General features: G+C 66.3%; 17 protein-coding genes. 9 read left to right on the top strand and 8 right to left on the bottom strand.

Annotated elements, in window-relative coordinates; genetic code table 11:
• Positions 1–273 precede the first annotated feature (273 nt).
• From rpsM to rplQ, 5 genes are all read left to right on the top strand, one after another.
• Complete coding sequence (gene rpsM / locus M3G03_RS11575; RefSeq protein WP_259810060.1) at positions 274–645, top strand: 30S ribosomal protein S13; 372 nt, start codon at positions 274–276, stop codon at positions 643–645.
• A gap of 59 nt (positions 646–704) precedes the next feature.
• Positions 705–1,109 carry a 30S ribosomal protein S11 gene (gene rpsK, locus M3G03_RS11570; protein WP_259810059.1) on the top strand — a complete coding sequence of 135 codons (405 nt, stop codon included), beginning with the start codon at positions 705–707 and terminating at the stop codon, positions 1,107–1,109.
• A 27-nt stretch (positions 1,110–1,136) separates the two neighbouring features.
• Positions 1,137–1,742 carry a 30S ribosomal protein S4 gene (gene rpsD, locus M3G03_RS11565; protein WP_259810058.1) on the top strand — a complete coding sequence of 202 codons (606 nt, stop codon included), beginning with the start codon at positions 1,137–1,139 and terminating at the stop codon, positions 1,740–1,742.
• Between the two features lie 133 nt (positions 1,743–1,875).
• The gene (locus M3G03_RS11560) at positions 1,876–2,883 is read left to right on the top strand and encodes a DNA-directed RNA polymerase subunit alpha (RefSeq protein ID WP_259810057.1); all 1,008 of its coding nucleotides are present in this window, start codon (positions 1,876–1,878) and stop codon (positions 2,881–2,883) included.
• 51 nt (positions 2,884–2,934) lie between these two features.
• Positions 2,935–3,417 (top strand): 50S ribosomal protein L17, encoded by a 483-nt coding sequence (gene rplQ / locus M3G03_RS11555; protein ID WP_259810056.1) that lies wholly within the window; start codon positions 2,935–2,937, stop codon positions 3,415–3,417.
• Positions 3,418–3,482: 65 nt separating this feature from the next.
• On the opposite strand, the gene M3G03_RS11550 is transcribed toward rplQ, so the two are convergent.
• The 4 genes from M3G03_RS11550 to M3G03_RS11535 are packed head-to-tail and all read right to left on the bottom strand — an operon-like array spanning position 3,483 to position 8,354.
• Entirely contained in the window at positions 3,483–5,234 is a 1,752-nt protein-coding gene (locus M3G03_RS11550; protein WP_259810054.1) for an alpha-glucosidase, read from the bottom strand.
• Positions 5,231–6,112, bottom strand: a complete 882-nt coding sequence (locus M3G03_RS11545; protein ID WP_259810052.1) for a carbohydrate ABC transporter permease — start codon at positions 6,110–6,112, stop codon at positions 5,231–5,233. Before M3G03_RS11545 ends, M3G03_RS11550 begins: the two co-directional genes overlap by 4 nt.
• Positions 6,112–7,083 (bottom strand): carbohydrate ABC transporter permease, encoded by a 972-nt coding sequence (locus M3G03_RS11540; RefSeq protein WP_259810050.1) that lies wholly within the window; start codon positions 7,081–7,083, stop codon positions 6,112–6,114. Before M3G03_RS11540 ends, M3G03_RS11545 begins: the two co-directional genes overlap by 1 nt.
• A 23-nt stretch (positions 7,084–7,106) precedes the next feature.
• The gene (locus M3G03_RS11535; RefSeq protein WP_259810049.1) at positions 7,107–8,354 is read right to left on the bottom strand and encodes an ABC transporter substrate-binding protein; all 1,248 of its coding nucleotides are present in this window, start codon (positions 8,352–8,354) and stop codon (positions 7,107–7,109) included.
• A 79-nt stretch (positions 8,355–8,433) separates the two neighbouring features.
• Between M3G03_RS11535 and M3G03_RS11530 the strand changes: the two genes are divergently transcribed.
• The 3 genes from M3G03_RS11530 (at position 8,434) to M3G03_RS11520 (ending at position 11,398) form a co-directional block, all read left to right on the top strand.
• Positions 8,434–9,516, top strand: coding sequence for an ROK family transcriptional regulator (locus tag M3G03_RS11530; protein ID WP_259810047.1), 1,083 nt, complete (start codon positions 8,434–8,436; stop codon positions 9,514–9,516).
• A 134-nt stretch (positions 9,517–9,650) separates the two neighbouring features.
• Positions 9,651–10,772: a glycosyltransferase gene (locus M3G03_RS11525; RefSeq protein WP_311197551.1), complete on the top strand. Its 1,122-nt coding sequence runs from the start codon at positions 9,651–9,653 to the stop codon at positions 10,770–10,772.
• 2 nt (positions 10,773–10,774) lie between these two features.
• On the top strand, positions 10,775–11,398 hold the full coding sequence (locus tag M3G03_RS11520) for a transglutaminase domain-containing protein (RefSeq protein WP_259810178.1): 624 nt from the start codon (positions 10,775–10,777) through the stop codon (positions 11,396–11,398).
• Positions 11,399–11,595: 197 nt separating this feature from the next.
• On the opposite strand, the gene M3G03_RS11515 is transcribed toward M3G03_RS11520, so the two are convergent.
• Positions 11,596–12,237 carry a hypothetical protein gene (locus M3G03_RS11515; RefSeq protein WP_259810045.1) on the bottom strand — a complete coding sequence of 214 codons (642 nt, stop codon included), beginning with the start codon at positions 12,235–12,237 and terminating at the stop codon, positions 11,596–11,598.
• Positions 12,238–12,444: 207 nt separating this feature from the next.
• Positions 12,445–12,585, bottom strand: coding sequence for a Fe-Mn family superoxide dismutase (locus tag M3G03_RS11510; RefSeq protein WP_259810044.1), 141 nt, complete (start codon positions 12,583–12,585; stop codon positions 12,445–12,447).
• A gap of 71 nt (positions 12,586–12,656) precedes the next feature.
• Here M3G03_RS11510 and M3G03_RS11505 point away from each other — a divergent pair, with 71 nt between their 5' ends.
• Positions 12,657–13,937: a serine hydrolase gene (locus M3G03_RS11505; protein WP_259810042.1), complete on the top strand. Its 1,281-nt coding sequence runs from the start codon at positions 12,657–12,659 to the stop codon at positions 13,935–13,937.
• Between the two features lie 42 nt (positions 13,938–13,979).
• Here M3G03_RS11505 and M3G03_RS11500 read toward each other — a convergent pair whose 3' ends face one another.
• Both M3G03_RS11500 and M3G03_RS11495 read right to left on the bottom strand, forming a co-directional pair.
• Complete coding sequence (locus M3G03_RS11500; protein WP_259810040.1) at positions 13,980–14,597, bottom strand: superoxide dismutase; 618 nt, start codon at positions 14,595–14,597, stop codon at positions 13,980–13,982.
• Positions 14,598–14,704: 107 nt separating this feature from the next.
• Positions 14,705–15,484, bottom strand: a complete 780-nt coding sequence (locus M3G03_RS11495) for an ECF transporter S component (protein ID WP_396121956.1) — start codon at positions 15,482–15,484, stop codon at positions 14,705–14,707.
• Positions 15,485–15,487 lie beyond the last annotated feature (3 nt).

Raw genomic sequence — 15,487 nt, 5'->3', positions numbered from 1 at the left:
CTCCATACCCACCACGTGATGCAAGGCCGGGGCAGCTGCTCTGGTTCCACCCCCGGGCGAAGGCCGGGGCCCCACCTCACAGTCCGTCAGGCGTCCGACGCACGGTCGGTCACCCAGCGGGCGGGGGGACGCATCACGCCGCCACACCTTCGCGGTCACAGCCCGACTCCAGACACCCTGCGGGAAACAGGGGGAGCGGCGACCGGGGACTCACCAAGCCGACAGCCAAACGACTGGGGCGAGGAGAATCCCGAATCCAGAAAGGTTCGCCACATGGCACGCCTCATCGGTGTCGACCTCCCGCGCGAGAAGCGCCTCGAGATCGCACTCACCTACATTTTCGGTGTGGGACGCACCCGCGCCCACGAGACCCTCAACGCCACCGGTATCTCCGGGGATCTTCGTGTCCACGAGCTCACTGATGAGCAGCTGGTTGCCCTGCGCGACCACATCGAGGCCAACTACGAGGTGGAGGGTGACCTCCGCCGTACCGTCGCCTCCGACATCCGCCGCAAGATCGAGATCGGCACCTACCAGGGTCGCCGTCACCGCAGCGGCCTGCCGGTTCGCGGACAGCGCACCAAGACCAACGCTCGTACCCGCAAGGGCAAGAAGAAGGCCGTCGCCGGCAAGAAGAAGAAGTGATCGGTACCTCGCGTACCGGACTCCTCTGACACGAAGAACTTCCAGGAGAAGAACACACAATGGCTACTGCAGGTCGTAAGGCCGCCGCACCCAAGGTGCGCCGCAAGGAGAAGAAGAACGTCACCGTTGGTCAGGCTCACATCAAGTCGACCTTCAACAACACCATCATCGCCATCACCGACCCCAACGGTGCGGTGATCTCGTGGGCCTCCGCCGGTACCGTCGGTTTCAAGGGCTCCCGCAAGTCCACCCCGTTCGCCGCCCAGATGGCCGCTGAGAACGCTGCCCGTCGTGCGATGGACCACGGCATGAAGCGCGTCGAGGTCTTCGTCAAGGGTCCGGGCTCGGGCCGCGAGACCGCCATCCGCTCGCTGGCCGCTGCCGGTCTCGAGGTCGGCGCCATCGCCGACGTCACCCCGGTTCCCCACAACGGTTGCCGTCCGCCCAAGCCGCGCCGCAACTGACCCGAGACGAGAGAGAAGGACTGAACAATGGCCCGTTACACCGGCCCCATGACCCGCAAGTCCCGCCGCCTCGGCGTGGACCTGGTCGGCAACGACAAGGCGTTCGAACGCCGCCCCTACCCCCCGGGTGTCCACGGCCGCGGACGCACCAAGGACTCCGAGTACTCCCAGCAGCTGCGCGAGAAGCAGAAGGCGCGTTACGCCTACGGCGTCCTCGAGAAGCAGTTCCGCCGCTACTACCAGGAGGCCGACCGCCTCCCCGGCAAGACCGGTGAGGTCCTGCTGCAGATCCTGGAGTCCCGACTGGACAACGTGATCTACCGCGCTGGGCTGGCCCAGACCCGTCGCCAGGCCCGTCAGCTGGTCTCGCACGGCCACTTCCTGGTCAACGGCCAGAAGGTGAACATCCCCAGCTTCCGCGTGAGCGAGCATGACATCATCGACGTGGCCCCGAAGTCCACCGACCTGCACCCGCTGGTCGTGGCTCGTGAGACCCACGGCGAGCGCGAGGTTCCCGCCTGGCTGACCGTCCGCCCCAACCGCGGCCGCATCCTGGTCCACCAGCTCCCGACCCGTGAGCAGATCGTCGTGGACGTCCAGGAGCAGATGATCGTCGAGCTCTACTCCAAGTGAGCCCATGGCGGCAGCCGTCCCCGCCACACAGGTGTGGGACGGCCTCCGTCGCCCCCTCAGTACTGCTCCCGCAGAATCGGTCTGCGGGACCTGTCGCGGCATCAAATAGTGGGTGTCGCGGGAAGGAAACACCATGCTCATCGCACAGCGTCCGACCCTCTCGGAAGAGGTCATCGACGACTACCGCTCGCGGTTCGTCATCGAGCCCCTCGAGCCCGGCTTCGGCTACACCCTCGGCAACTCGCTGCGTCGCACCCTGCTGAGCTCGATCCCCGGTGCTGCCGTGACCAGCATCAAGATCGCGGGCAACCAGCACGAGTTCTCCACCCTCCCCGGTGTGGTCGAGGACGTCACCGAGATCATCCTCAACATCAAGAACCTCGTGCTGTCCTCCGAGGAGGACGAGCCGGTGACCATGTACCTGCGCAACAAGGGTGCAGGCAACGTGACCGCCGCTGACATCGAGGCTCCTGCCGGCGTCGAGGTGCACAACCCCGACCTGCACATCGCCACCCTCAACGAGGACGGCATGATCGAGATGGAGCTGGTGGTCGAGCGTGGTCGTGGCTATGTCTCCAGCGCGCTGAACAACAGTCCTGACGCCGAGATCGGCCGCATCCCGGTCGACTCGATCTACTCCCCGGTGCTGAAGGTCAGCTACAAGGTGGAGGCCACCCGAGTCGAGCAGCGCACCGACTTCGACCGCCTCGTGGTTGACGTGGAGACCAAGCAGTCGATGCTGCCTCGCGACGCCGTGGCCTCGGCCGGACGCACCCTGGTCGAGCTCTTCGGCTTGGCCCGTGAGCTGAACTACGACGCCGAGGGCATCGAGATCGGCCCCTCGCCGGTCGACGAGCAGCTGGCCCAGGACCTCGCCATGCCGGTGGAGGACCTGAACCTGACCGTGCGTTCGTACAACTGCCTCAAGCGTGAGGGCATCCACACCGTCGGTGAGCTGCTGGGACGCTCCGAGCAGGACCTGCTCGACATCCGCAACTTCGGCTCCAAGTCGATCGACGAGGTGAAGGCCAAGCTGGCCGAGATGGGCCTGTCGCTGAAGGACAGCGCCCCCGGCTTCGACCCGCTGGCAGCCGTCGACCGCTACGAGGACGACGACTACACCGAGACCGAGCAGTACTGATCCGCACACGCACCCATCGGGCCCACGCCCGGTAGAACCTCTGGAGAAACAATGCCCAAGCCCACGAAGGGTCCCCGCATCGGCGGCACCCCGACCCACGAGCGGATCATCCTGGCCAATCTGGCCAGCCAGCTGTTCGAGCATGGTCGCATCACCACCACCGAGGCCAAGGCCAAGCGCGTCCAGCCGCTGGCCGACCGCCTGATCAGCAAGGCCACCCGTGGTGACCTGCACAACCGTCGCCAGGTGCTCAGCGTCATCACCGACAAGTCGGTCGTGCACACCCTGTTCGCCGACATCGCCCCCCTGATGGAGGGTCGTGAGGGCGGTTACACCCGCATCACCAGGATCGGCCCCCGCAAGGGCGACAACGCTCCCATGGCCGTCATCGAGCTGGTGACCGAGAAGGTCCAGCCGAAGAAGAAGGCTGCCAAGCCCGCCGCCTCGGCTGCGGAGGAGGCGGCCGCTGCTGAGGAGGCCCCGGTCGAGGACGTCACCGTCGTCGACACCGAGGACGAGGCCGAGAAGGCCTGATCCACCGCTGACACGAACGACGCCCGCTCCCTCTCGGGGGCGGGCGTCGTCGTGTGTCCGGGTGGTCAGCCGGTGATGAGGTAGACCACGTGCCAGCCCTTGAGCTCCTCCGGGACAGCACCGTCCGGTGCCCCCAGGCCGTCGGGAGCGTCCAGGCTGTCCAACAGCACCCGCGCTCCCTGCGGAACCCACTCACGGGGGAAGGCCAGCGGGACGCGGGAAAGGTTGCCGAGCGCGAGCAACTCGCGTCCCTCGGCCCGGCGGCGGATCGCCCACAGTCGGGAATCACCCTCCAGGGGGCTCAACAGCTCGAAGCCGCCCTCCACCAGCAGCGTCTCCTCCTTGCGCAGACCGATCAGCCGGCGGGTGAAGCCGAGGACGGAGCCTGGGTCATCGACCTGGGCAGCCACGTTGACCTGGGCAGCCACGTTGATCGGGGCAGATGCCGCGTTGACACCGATCCAGGGCTCACCGGTGGTGAACCCGGCCGTCTGCGCATCAGCGGTCCAGGGCATCGGGGTGCGGGCATTGTCGCGACTGAACCTGGCCAGACCGGGGAGCAGCTCCTCGAAGCCGCGCCCATGCATCTCGGCCTGTTCGGCGACGTAGTTCAGCGTCTCCAGGTCGCGGAACTGGTCCAGCCGTTCCCAGTCCAGGTTCGGGAGGCCGAGTTCCTGGCCCTGGTAGACATAGGGCGTTCCGCGGTGGGCGTGCAGCATGCCGAGCAGGACCTTGGCCGATCTGGCCTGCCAAGCCGGGTCGTCGTCACCCCACCGTGACACCGAGCGCGGCTGGTCGTGGTTCTCCAGGTAGAGCGAATTCCAGCCGGTGGTGCCCATGGTCTCCTGCCAGAGCGCCAGGTTGCCGGCCAGGGTCGCCAGCGTGATGGCCCTCGGGACGAACTTGTCGCCCTCCTGGTCCAGCCCGACGTGCTCGAACTGGAACACCATGTCCAACTCGCGGTTGGCGGGGTCGGTGACCTCCAGCGCTGTCCCGGCGTCCACGCCCGGCATCTCGCCGACGGTGAGGAAGACCCGATCGGGGTAGCTGTCGAAGACCTCGCGGTGCATCTCCTGCAGGTACTCCTGCAGCCGCGGCCCGTTGGCGCTGCCGCTGAAGGAGTGAAGCGAGTACGGGTTGTCGACCTCGTCCACACGCTTGGAGATGAGGTTGATGACATCCATGCGGAACCCGTCGACGCCCCGGTCCAGCCACCAGCGCATCATCTGGAAGACGGCTTGCCGCACCTGCGGGTTCTCCCAGTTCAGGTCCGGCTGTTTCCGGCTGAACAGGTGCAGGTAGTACTGCCCGGTGGTCTCGTCGAGCTGCCAGGCCGAGCCGCTGAAGAAGGACCGCCAGGGGTTCGGCGGGCCACCGTCCGGCGCGGGGTCACGCCACCAGTACCAGTCCCGCTTCGGGTTCTCCCGGCTGGAACGGGACTCCTCGAACCAGGCGTGCTCGTCGGAGGTGTGGTTGACCACCAGGTCCATCAGGAGTCGGATGCCACGGGCGTGCAGGGCCGCCAGCAACTCGTCGAAGTCGGCCATGGTCCCGAAGAGCGGGTCGATGGCCTGGTAATCGGAGATGTCGTAGCCGTTGTCGTCCATGGGGGAGCGGTAGATCGGCGAGAGCCACAGCACCTTCACCCCCAGGTCGGCCAAGTGGTCGACATGGTTGATGATGCCGCGCAGGTCCCCGATGCCGTCGCCATTGGCGTCGGCGAAGGAACGCGGGTAGATCTGGTAGACCACCGCATCCCGCCACCAGCCCGGCTGGTTCAGGTCGGGACGCAGGAGGTTGGCTTCAATGTCGGTCATCGCTGCGACCCCCTCATCACACCGGAGATGACCCACTTCTGGGCGAAGACGTAGACCAGCACCATCGGGGCGATCGCCATCAGGTAGGAGGCGAAGGCGGCCGGGTAGTTCGTGTTGAACTGGCCCTGGAAAACGTACTGGGCAAGGGGCAGCGTCTGCGTCCCCGGGTCAGAGAGGATGACCAGCGGCAACAGGAAGTCATTCCAGGCCCATAGCGCGGTTAGGATGCCCACGGTGGCGTTCATCGGCGCCAGCAGCGGGAAGATGATCTTCCAGAACACCGTCCAGGTGCTGGCCCCGTCGATGCGCGCGGACTCCTCCAGTTCCTCGGGGACCGCCTTGAGGAAGCTGGTGTACATCAGGATGTTGAAGGCCAGGCCGTAGACCACGTAGATCAGGATCAGGCCGGCCTCGTTGTCGATCCCGAGGGCGGCGGTCTCCTTCACCACCGGCAGCATGATGATCGGGAAGGGGATGAACAGCGCCGCCAAGAAGTAGTAGTACAGCGCCTTGAAGCTCTTGCGGTGCAGGTTGCGCGACAGGGCGTAGGCGACCATCGAGTTGGTCAGCAGGGTCAGCACCACTGCACCGACGGTGATGATCGAGCTGGTCAGCAGCCGGCTGGGGAAGTCGGTGAGGTCCCAGGCCTGGCGAAAGTTGGCCAGAGTGAACTGCTGGGGCAGCGCGAAGCCCGATTCGGCCAGCTCCGGTGAGGTCTTGAAGGCGGTGACGAGGGCGAAGTAGAGCGGGATCAGGATGGTCAGCGAAAGGACTGCGATCAGGCCAGTGGCCCACCAGTTGATCTGGCGCCGGTCCGGGCGGACCTTGAGCCCGTCGTGGGTGGCAGGCAGTCGTCTGCCGACGTGTGCCGTGGACATCAGATTTGCTCCCTCGACTGGAGGAACTTCAGCTGGGCGAAGCTCAGGACGATCAGGATGATGAAGTACACGACGCCATTGGCGGTCTGGTAGGCGTACTCGCCGCCCTGGAAGCCGTTCTTGAAGATCAGGAAGGCGATCGACTGGGTGGAGGTGCCCGGCCCACCATTGGTCATGGCGACCACCTGGTCGAAGACGCCCAGGGAGTTCTTGAAACTGAGCACGACGTTGATGGTGAAGAAGCCCATGATCAGCGGGAAGGTGATCTGGGTGAACTTCTTCCAGGTGCCGGCGCCATCGAGTGAGGACGCCTCGTAGACCTCCTCGGGGATGGTCTGCAGCCCGGCGAGGTAGATGATGGTGGTGAAGGCCACGCCCTGCCAGACGCCGACGAAGACGATCGCGAGCCAGGCGAGTTGCTCATTGGCCAGCAGCGAGGTCGACAACCATTCCCACCCCAGCCACTGCCCGAGCTTGGGCAGGTTGTTGGTGAACAGGTAGCTGAAGATGTAGGCAACGATCAGCACGGGCAGGATGTTGGGCAGAAAGTACAGCCCACGCCACCCATTGCGTCCGACGATCTTGGAGTTCAGCATCACCGCCAGGAACAGCGCGATCACGTTCGTGAGCACGGTGGCGCTGATGGCGTACAGGAAGGTGAACCCGTAGGACTGCCAGATGATGTCGTCCTGGAATAGGTTGATGTAGTTGGTCAGCCCGACGAAGCGCCACTGGCCATAGCCCTGGTAATTGGTGAAGGTGTAGAAGATGCCCTGCAGCAGGGGGTAGATCAGCAGCCCGGTGAACAGGACCACTGCGGGGACGATCATCCACAGGTGGGCCGGGTCGATCTTCTTGCGGCCCTCGGTGCTGGAGAGCTGCTTGAGTTCCTCGGCGGTCCAGCCGCGGCCGCCCTCACCGCGTGGGGCGTCGGGTGCTGACGTGCTCTGGGTCGATGATGCGATGCTCATGACATTCCTCCTGTCGGCCCTGGTCAGCGGGTCTGGGCGAGTCGGGCAGTGACCTTGTTCCACTGCTCGTCGAGGGTCCTCACGAAACCGTTCACGTCGCGGTTGATGAGGAATTGCTGCAGGTAGTTGTTGAAGTTCATCCCCTGCGGGAAGTTGTGGTCGGAGTAGGTGGCCACCCGGTCGGCGTCGAAGTAGGGCTGCAGGCCCTGGAGGGCCTCGTCCTGGGGCTTGAGTTCCTTGAGGGTGGGGTAGGCGACCTGCGCATCGCAGTAGGCGGTCATGTTTTTGGGCTCCATGAGGTACTCCATGAACTGCAGGCTCTCCTTCTCATGGCGGGGCGCCTGGGGGAGCAGCAGGGCGACGTCCACGCCGGAGACGACCCGGGTGTCCTTCTCGTCCTCCGCGGGGGTCGCGTAGGTGCCGAGCTTCACGTCGGGGTTGTAGCTGCGGATCGCCGGAATGGCGTAGGTGCCGTGGAGGTACATCGCCGCCTTGCCCTGGGCGAAGCCCTGGTTGGCATCGTTGTAGCCCAGCTCGAACTTGTTGGAGTTGCCGTAGCTGGCCAGCTTCAGCATCTTCTCCATGACGGGCTTGAGGTGGTCGAAGCCGGCCTCGCCCTTGAGCCGCTTGTCGTACCAGGTCGCCACGCCCTCGGTGAGGTAGCCCCCGGAGATGGAGCTGAACATCGGTGCGCCGGTCCAGTTGTCCTTGAAGCCCCAGTAGAAGGGGTTGACCTTCTTGGCGGTGAACATGTCGCACAGCTCGATGAACTCGCCCCAGGTCTTCGGCGGCGTGGCGCCGTGCTTGTCGAAGACGGTCTTGTTGTAGATCACGCCCGAGCCATTGGTCGACAGCGGGAGGCCGTTGACCTGTCCCTCGCCCCCGGTGCCCAGGGAGGGGAGGATCTTGGCCACGCCCTCCTGTACGTGGTCCAGCAGCTTGGTCCTGGCGAAGTCGTAGAAGACGCCGGAACGGGCCAGTGAACCGTAGTTGTAGTCGCCGTTGATGGTGATGGCGTCCGGCATGTCCTCCTTGACCAGGCGCACCCGCAGGGCGGTGACATTGTCGGCCTGGAAGTTCTGCTTGAAGTGGACGTCGTGGCCGCTGTTGTACTCCCGCAAGATCTGGTCGAACAGCGTGATGGCCTCGGACTTGAACTGGAAGAACTCCAGGTTCTTCGAGTCACCGCCTGAGCTGCAGCCGCTCAGGCCGGACGCGGCCGCGACCCCTGCGGCGCCGAGCAGGACCGCCCGGCGGGTTGGTCGGATCATCTTCTTCTCCTTCGAAGGCGATGGATGCGGTACTCGATCCTTGCTTAGTTTCACCCCGCAAATAAGCTACTGTCAATACATGCTTGCCGATTCGTTGCCGAAGGGGTGGGGGAGGCTGCCCGATTCGTCGCGGCGAATCCTGCTGCAGTTGTTGCGTTTCGGGCCGGCGTCTCGGACGCAGCTGACCGCTGCCCTGGGCCTTTCCCCGGCGAGCCTCAGTCGCATGGTGGTGCCGCTCCTGCGGGCCGGTCTGGTCGTCGAGGGACGCCCGCAGTACGGGCGATCCGGCGGTTCTTCGGACGGTGAACGCGAGGCGCAGGGCCGCCCCTCGATCCCGCTCAAAGCAGTGCCCGCGGCCGGCCTCCTGGTGGGCGTGGCCCTCACCCATGCCGAGGTGACCGTCGTGGTGACCGACCTGACCGCCCGCGTGCTGGCGTCCCGAACCCGCCCGGTGGAAACCCGCTCAGGGGTGGTCGACCTGGACCGCGCAGTCGCTGACATTGCGGCATTGGTGGCCGAACTGCGGACGGAGCTGACCGAAGTCCCGGGCGAGCTGATTGCTGTGGGGGTGTCCATGGGTGGCAATGTGCCCGATGGGCGGACCGTCCAGCGCGCGCCCTTCCTGGGCTGGGAGGACGTCCCGCTGGCCGACCTGCTCGAACACGCGACCGGTCTGCCGGTGCGACTCGAGAACGACCTCGCCGCCCTCGCGCGTGCAGAACTCTGGTTCGGACTGGGTCTGGCGTCCGACCGGTTCATCGTGGTGACCATCGGGATCGGCGTCGGCTACTCGTTGGTGGTCGACCGCAGGGTGGTCGTGGACGCAGACTCCGGCCATGGCTCGATGGTCGGGCCGCTGCTGGACGGGCTGCCGCAGTTCAGCGAGCTGGAGCCCGGCGCCCCGGGGCTGGAGGAAGCAGCACACCGCCTCGGGTGCCTGATAGGCCAGGCCTCCGCCTTCACCTTCCCCCAGCGGGCGCTGGTCGCCGGCGAATCCGCCCACCTGCTGCGTGGGCATGAGGATGCCCTGGCCCGCGGGGTGGCCGAGTACCGCCACCCGCTGGCGTGTGAGCTACCGGTCGAGATCCATGAAACCGGTTTCGACTTCTGGGCCCGGGGAGCGGCCGTGGAGGCGCTGAGCTGGGTCTTCGGCGAGTCCTGAGTCGGTGCTCCCACACGTACACCCCGCCGCTTCTGCCCCCAGCTGACGCCTCCGCTCCCGATAGGCTGGGCGACGTGCCTCCTCGATTGCGCATTGCCCAGCTCGCGAACTTCGTGGGCCCCGTCTCCGGCGGGATGCGCGTCGCCATCGACGCCCTGGGCAAGGGCTATGTCGAGGCAGGACATGAGCGCATCCTGGTGATCCCGGGCAAGGAGGACTCGGTCACGGAGACCGAACTGGGCCAGGTCATCACCGTCCGTGCCCCGCGCCTGCACAAGGACTACCGCATGATCGCCACGCCCTGGCGTGCCCTCGACGTGCTGGACCGGTTCCAGCCGACCTCCATCGAGGTCTCCGACAAGTGGACGCTCTCGCCGGCTGCCAGGTGGGCCCATCGCCGTGGGCTCGGGGCAGCGCTGTTCAGCCACGAGCGGCTGGACGACATGCTCTCGATGTGGTTCCGCAGCCAGTTCGGCGTGGAGGCCGCGGTCGGCGCCCTCAATCGTCGCCTCAGCAAGGAGTTCGACGCGGTCGTCGTCACCTCCCGCTATGCCGCCGAGGAGTTCGCCCACACGGGCGCGAAGCTCTGGTACGTCCCCCTCGGTGTGGACCTGGAGAACTTCCGGCCGGACCGCCGCGATGTCGAGAACGGCCCTGTCCTGGGTCCTGATGGGAGCTTCCAGCGTCCTGTCCAGCTCTGCTACGTGGGCCGGATGTCGCACGAGAAGAGCCCGCAACTGGGGGTGGCGGCCGCCGTTGAGCTGCATCGCCGCGGCGTCCCGATCGAGTTGAACATGTACGGCACCGGGCCCGACACCGAGCCGCTGCGCGAGCTCGCCGGGGACGCCCCGGTGGTCTTCCACGGTTTCGTCAAGGGACGCGAGGAGGTCGCGCGTCGGTTCGCCAACAGCGACATCTCCTATTCGGTCTGCCCGGCCGAGACCTTCGGCCTGGCGGTGCTCGAGGCGCTGGCCTGCGGCACTCCGGTGGTGACCAGCAACCGTGGCGGCGCCCACGAACTGGTCGACCCGACCAGCGGGGAGTTCGGGCCGCCGCATGCCAGCGGCATCGCTGATGCCACCGAGCGCCTGATCGCCCGCTTGGGGCCCGAGCTGCGTGTCGCCTCGCGGGCGAGGGCGGAGCAGTACAGCTGGGCCAACAGCGTGGACAAGATGCTCGAACTGCACACTCGACTGGCGGAGGAGGGCGGCAGTCCTCGCCGCCGCTTCGCACGCAACGGAAGGGGAAAAGGATGAGGCTGAAGCGTGTCGGCCTGGTCGCGGCTGCCCTGGCAGCGGCCGTGGCGCCGGTGGTGGCAGCTGCCCCGAAACCGGACCGCTTGACCCCCGATGGCATCGAGACGATCGAGGACGCGGTCGCTCACTGTCGCGCCACCGGGACACGGGGCTGGGACCTGGTCGACGAGGCCACCCACCTGGTCTTTCGCAAGTACTCCTACTACTCGGCCTACCACTGGTGGGAAACACCCCGGCAGGCCTTCGAGCGCAGCCGGGGCCAGTCGAACCAGTACAACACCGCCCTGGCCAGGGTGCTGCGGGCACTCGGCTTCACAGTCCGGACCGTCCACGCCGCCCGGGTGCGCCTGGACCGGGCCCCGTGGTGGCATGTCGGCCACACCTGGCTGCACGTCACCATCGATGGCGACACGCGCGATGTCTGCGCGTCCAAGATCGAGAACACCGCCGGGGACGTGGAGTTCACCCCGATGACCCCGGTGCGTCCCTTCCGCGGGTTGACCTATGTCGACACCACGCTGGGGCTGGCGCCGATCGCGGTGGCAGCCACCTGGCGATCGTGGCTGGAACGCAAACCCCTGCCGCGCTGGTTGTACCGCCGCTTCGGGGAGGGCGTCACCGAGTGAGCTGTCCGCCTTCATCCCCGCCAGCGGTAGGCATTCGGTCTCAGCACCTCCCAATAGCTGTGATCTGTTCGGCTCCCATGAGGCCGTAGTATCGATCGCGCCGTGGCCCCAAGCGGGACGGGACTTGCCCTCGCCGACCACCGATAAGCATGAAGAACGTCCCCTCCTCAGGGGGGACGTTCTTCATGCATGCGGAGTCAAGGCTGCTCCAAGTCCTCGACCGTGAGGCGCCTCGTTCCGCTCGTGGCGGCCAGGACCGCACCGTCTCGAGCGTCCAGCGTCAAGAGACCACCCTGCGGATCGACTCCATGAATTCCCATGGTTGGATTGATGGCATCGTAGACATCGCCATACTTTTTCAGCGTCAATAGGAATGTCTTGTTCGGCACTTTCTCTGCAAATTTGCCCAAGAGCGGTGTGCTGGACTCGCGAAAGCGGGTGCCGTCCCTGGTTCCTCCCAGTTGCGTCACTTTGATCTGCTCACCGGGCTTCAGCGACCCCTTGAGAACACGTGACACACTCATGACACTGATGGTGCTTGGAACCCCCATGTCGCGGCGTTGCTCCTCGCTCAGAGTGATGCCCCGCTGGGGATCCTTGGGAAGATCTCCTCCGTGTGCGTCGGGTAGCATGAGTTCCTCGTGCGAGGAAAGGTACTGGGCGACGACGACCGCATCTGCTGCCGCGGCGATGTCATCAAGGTTGGCGAAGTAGGGATAGTCAGCTGTGATGTCAACGATTGATGGCTGCCGAGAGCGAGTGGCGACGTAACCGAACGCCGCAAGTCCTGCAGCGCCTGTCGCGACCAGAGCCAAGCGGCGAGAGAATTTTCTGTCCATGAGATACTCCAGTCCAAGGTGACGGGTCAAGAGCCGCAGCGTCGGGGCCCCGATGAGTCGAGTGGGCGCCAACCCGTGGCCCAGAGCAAAACAGCACGAGGATGAGCGGTCAAGGAATTTCAGGAGAGTTTAACGAGAAACTTAGGAAGGTGGAGAAACCCCGCGGCTGATGCGGGAATATCCACGTCCAGGGATTGCGGAGAACCGTCAGGGGATGGGGCCCTGGGTGCGGGAGAGGCGCTCAGCGACGTCGGGCCAGTTGACGACATTCCACACGGCCACCTCACCGTGGCTGGATTGCAATCCGCTGCCGCGCTGGTTGTACCGCGGGTTCGGGGAGGGCGTCACCGACTGAGGGTGAACCGCTCGCGCGTTAGGTTTTCGGTGGACCCGTCCGACTTGTCGAGAGGTACTCACCGATGCCCAGCCCCGCCCGTCGCGTCCTCACCGGCCTGGCCGCCGCCGCCTGCGCGCTGAGCCTGGCCCTCCCCGCTGAGGCTGCACCCCGGCAGTCGCCACGCGGAGCCGACAACTCCACCCAGGCTCGGCAGATCACCTCGGCTGCCACGTCGGCAGCCACCCGCATCAAGCAGAAGAAGACCCCACCCGGTCGCGCCACCGAGACCACTCGTGCCCTGGACGCCGCGCTGGCGCAGATGGTGCAGTCCGGTGCCACCGGCGCGACCGCCCGCGTCCAGACCCCCGCCCTGAGCTGGAGCGGTGCCGCAGGTCTGCGTGACAAGGACCGCGGCGCGCCGGCCGGACGCCAGGACCGCTTCCGCGTGGCCAGCAACACCAAGATGATGATCGCCACCCTGGTGCTGCAGGAGGTCGACCGGGGTGTCTGGTCGCTGGACCAGCGCGTCGCCACGGTGATGCCGCACCTGTTCCCGGCACACCAGGACGTGACCTTCCGACAGCTGCTCAGCCACACGGCGGGCGTCCCCAATGGCACCGCTGAACTGCTCGCCGCCCAGGTCAAGGACCCCACCTCAGAAGCCGAACTCGTCGCGGCCCTGAGCCGCGACTACACCCCGCAACAGCACATTGACCTGGTCAACGCGGTGCCCTGGACCGAGCCGGGCAAGTTCCTCTACTCCAATGCTGGTTACATCGCCCTCGGCATGTTGTTGGAGACCCAGAACAAGCAGCCGCTCCAGCAACTGCTCCAGCAGCGAGTCTTCCGTCCGGCAGGCATGAAGCACAGCTCCTACCTGACCGACCCCGGGCTCAAGGGCCCCAGCCTCGCCGAGGACGCCTGGCTGGGCGGCAGCGACGGATGGATGGAGCTGGACACCTTCGACCCGGATGTCTTCGGCGCGGCAGGTGCTGTGCTGTCGACCACCGAGGACCTGAACAGCTTCACGCGCGCCCTCGTCTCGGGCCGCCTCATCAGCCGACCGCTGCTGGCCCAGATGTCCACGCCGGCCTCCTCCGGGGCCCTGCAGTACGGGCTTGGGCTCTACCGCATCCCCGGCCCCTGCCCGTCGGCTGGTGCGGAGCCCTGGTTCTACGGCCACGACGGGGCTGCGATGGGCACTCTCAGCGTCGCCTTCACCTCCGCTGACGGGAAGCGTTCGATCTCGCGGGTGCCATCGGGCGCGACCTGTCCAGCGTCGAGGGGCGTTGGAGCATCAACCAGGTCCTGGTTCCCATGCTGGAAGCAACCTGCCAGCGTTGATCCCCGTCAACGACAATGACGCCCCCTCAGGTGAGGGGGCGTCATTGCTGGGTGGGAAGCGTCAGGCGATCAGGCCCTGGGTGCCGCGGGCGCGGGTGAGGCGCTCAGCGACGTCGGCCCAGTTGACGACATTCCACCAGGCGTCAACGTAGTCAGCCTTGACGTTCTTGTACTGCAGGTAGAAGGCGTGCTCCCACATGTCCAGCTGCAGCAGCGGGATCTGGCCGGCCGGCAGGTTGCCCTGCTGGTCGAAGAGCTGGTTGATGTTGAGGCGCTGGCCCAGGACGTCCCAGACGAGCATGGACCAGCCGGAGCCCTGCAGGCCCTTGGCAGACTCGTTGAACTGCTTCTGGAAGCCCTCGAAGCCACCGAAGAACTCGGTCAGCGCAGCGGCGACCTCACCCTCGGGCTGGCCACCACCGTCGGGGGACATGTTCTTCCAGAACACGGAGTGGTTGATGTGGCCACCGAGGTTGAAGGCCAGGTCCTTCTCCAGCTTGTTGATCGCGGCGAAGTCGCCCTTCTCGCGAGCCTCGGCCATCTGGTCCAGCGCCTTGTTGGCGCCGTCCACGTAGGCCTTGTGGTGCTTGTCGTGGTGCAGCTCCAGGATCTCGGGAGCGATGTGGGGGGCGAGTGCGCCGTAGTCGTAGGGGAGGTCGGGCAGCGTGTAGACAGCCACAGTCAGCCTTTCGTCAGCGCCCGCCGATTGCGGGCGAACAGCGGATGATGCTTGTGTCACGAGCCTATTGGGTTGGTCCAAGAGTCGCAGCGGATGGACCAGATCGATCAGCTGAAGGACGCCCTGCGCGCGGCGCGGCGCAGGATTCTCAGCAGCGGCGGGCCGAGGATGACCAGCAGCACGGCCGTGGTCAGCGCGCGTCCCAGGTTCCAGCCCATCGAGGTGGCGACGTTGAACAGCACGAAGCGGTGCAGGTTCTCCAGGGCGGGCGCTCCCGGCTGGTAGGAGATCTGCGAGTCCTGCCCCACGGCAAAGGGCCAGTAGGAGAAGTCCATCATCCAGCCGTAGAGGAAGCTGGTGAAGAAGGCCATCACCACGAGCATCAGGATCTCTGCGCGGCCGCGCAGCGGGGGCAGCAGGCCGGCCAGCAGGCCGAGGAAGCCGGCGGCGAGCATCTGGTAGGGCAGCCAGGGCCCGACGCCGGCGGTGATCAGCGCCGAGGCGAACAGACCGGTATTGCCCAGCACGAAGCCGAAGCCGGGCCCGAAGACGCGCCCGGACAGCAGGATCGGGAGGAAGACGGTCTCGATCCCGGCGGTTCCCGCCCCCAGCGGACGCACGGCCGCCACTACGGCCGACATCACCCCCAGCAGCGCCAGCGCCTTCACATCGGTCTGGTCGCCAGCGATCTGCGCGCTGACCACCGCCAGTAGCAGCGGGACCACCAGCACCAGCAGCATCGGCGCCAGCTCATTGGTGGACAGGTCGGAGCCCGGGGCCATCAGTAGCGGCCAGCCGAAGACGACCACGCACATCAGCGCGGAGACCACCAGCATCACCACCGAGCGGGTGGACAGGCGCAGCGCCGGAGCCGGACGCACGTCCAGCCC

Origin of the sequence: Aestuariimicrobium sp. p3-SID1156 (genome assembly GCF_025144225.1) — a bacterium.
GTDB lineage: Bacteria > Actinomycetota > Actinomycetes > Propionibacteriales > Propionibacteriaceae > Aestuariimicrobium.
This window is presented reverse-complemented; position numbering and strand designations above follow the sequence as displayed.

Coding starts and splice junctions, on each gene's coding strand:
- rpsM (WP_259810060.1), top strand. CDS start 274: ATGGCACGCCTCATCGGTGTCGACCTCCCGCGCGAGAAGCGCCTCGAG.
- rpsK (WP_259810059.1), top strand. CDS start 705: ATGGCTACTGCAGGTCGTAAGGCCGCCGCACCCAAGGTGCGCCGCAAG.
- rpsD (WP_259810058.1), top strand. CDS start 1,137: ATGGCCCGTTACACCGGCCCCATGACCCGCAAGTCCCGCCGCCTCGGC.
- M3G03_RS11560 (WP_259810057.1), top strand. CDS start 1,876: ATGCTCATCGCACAGCGTCCGACCCTCTCGGAAGAGGTCATCGACGAC.
- rplQ (WP_259810056.1), top strand. CDS start 2,935: ATGCCCAAGCCCACGAAGGGTCCCCGCATCGGCGGCACCCCGACCCAC.
- M3G03_RS11550 (WP_259810054.1), bottom strand. CDS start 5,234: ATGACCGACATTGAAGCCAACCTCCTGCGTCCCGACCTGAACCAGCCG.
- M3G03_RS11545 (WP_259810052.1), bottom strand. CDS start 6,112: ATGTCCACGGCACACGTCGGCAGACGACTGCCTGCCACCCACGACGGG.
- M3G03_RS11540 (WP_259810050.1), bottom strand. CDS start 7,083: ATGAGCATCGCATCATCGACCCAGAGCACGTCAGCACCCGACGCCCCA.
- M3G03_RS11535 (WP_259810049.1), bottom strand. CDS start 8,354: ATGATCCGACCAACCCGCCGGGCGGTCCTGCTCGGCGCCGCAGGGGTC.
- M3G03_RS11530 (WP_259810047.1), top strand. CDS start 8,434: ATGCTTGCCGATTCGTTGCCGAAGGGGTGGGGGAGGCTGCCCGATTCG.
- M3G03_RS11525 (WP_311197551.1), top strand. CDS start 9,651: ATGCGCGTCGCCATCGACGCCCTGGGCAAGGGCTATGTCGAGGCAGGA.
- M3G03_RS11515 (WP_259810045.1), bottom strand. CDS start 12,237: ATGGACAGAAAATTCTCTCGCCGCTTGGCTCTGGTCGCGACAGGCGCT.
- M3G03_RS11505 (WP_259810042.1), top strand. CDS start 12,657: ATGCCCAGCCCCGCCCGTCGCGTCCTCACCGGCCTGGCCGCCGCCGCC.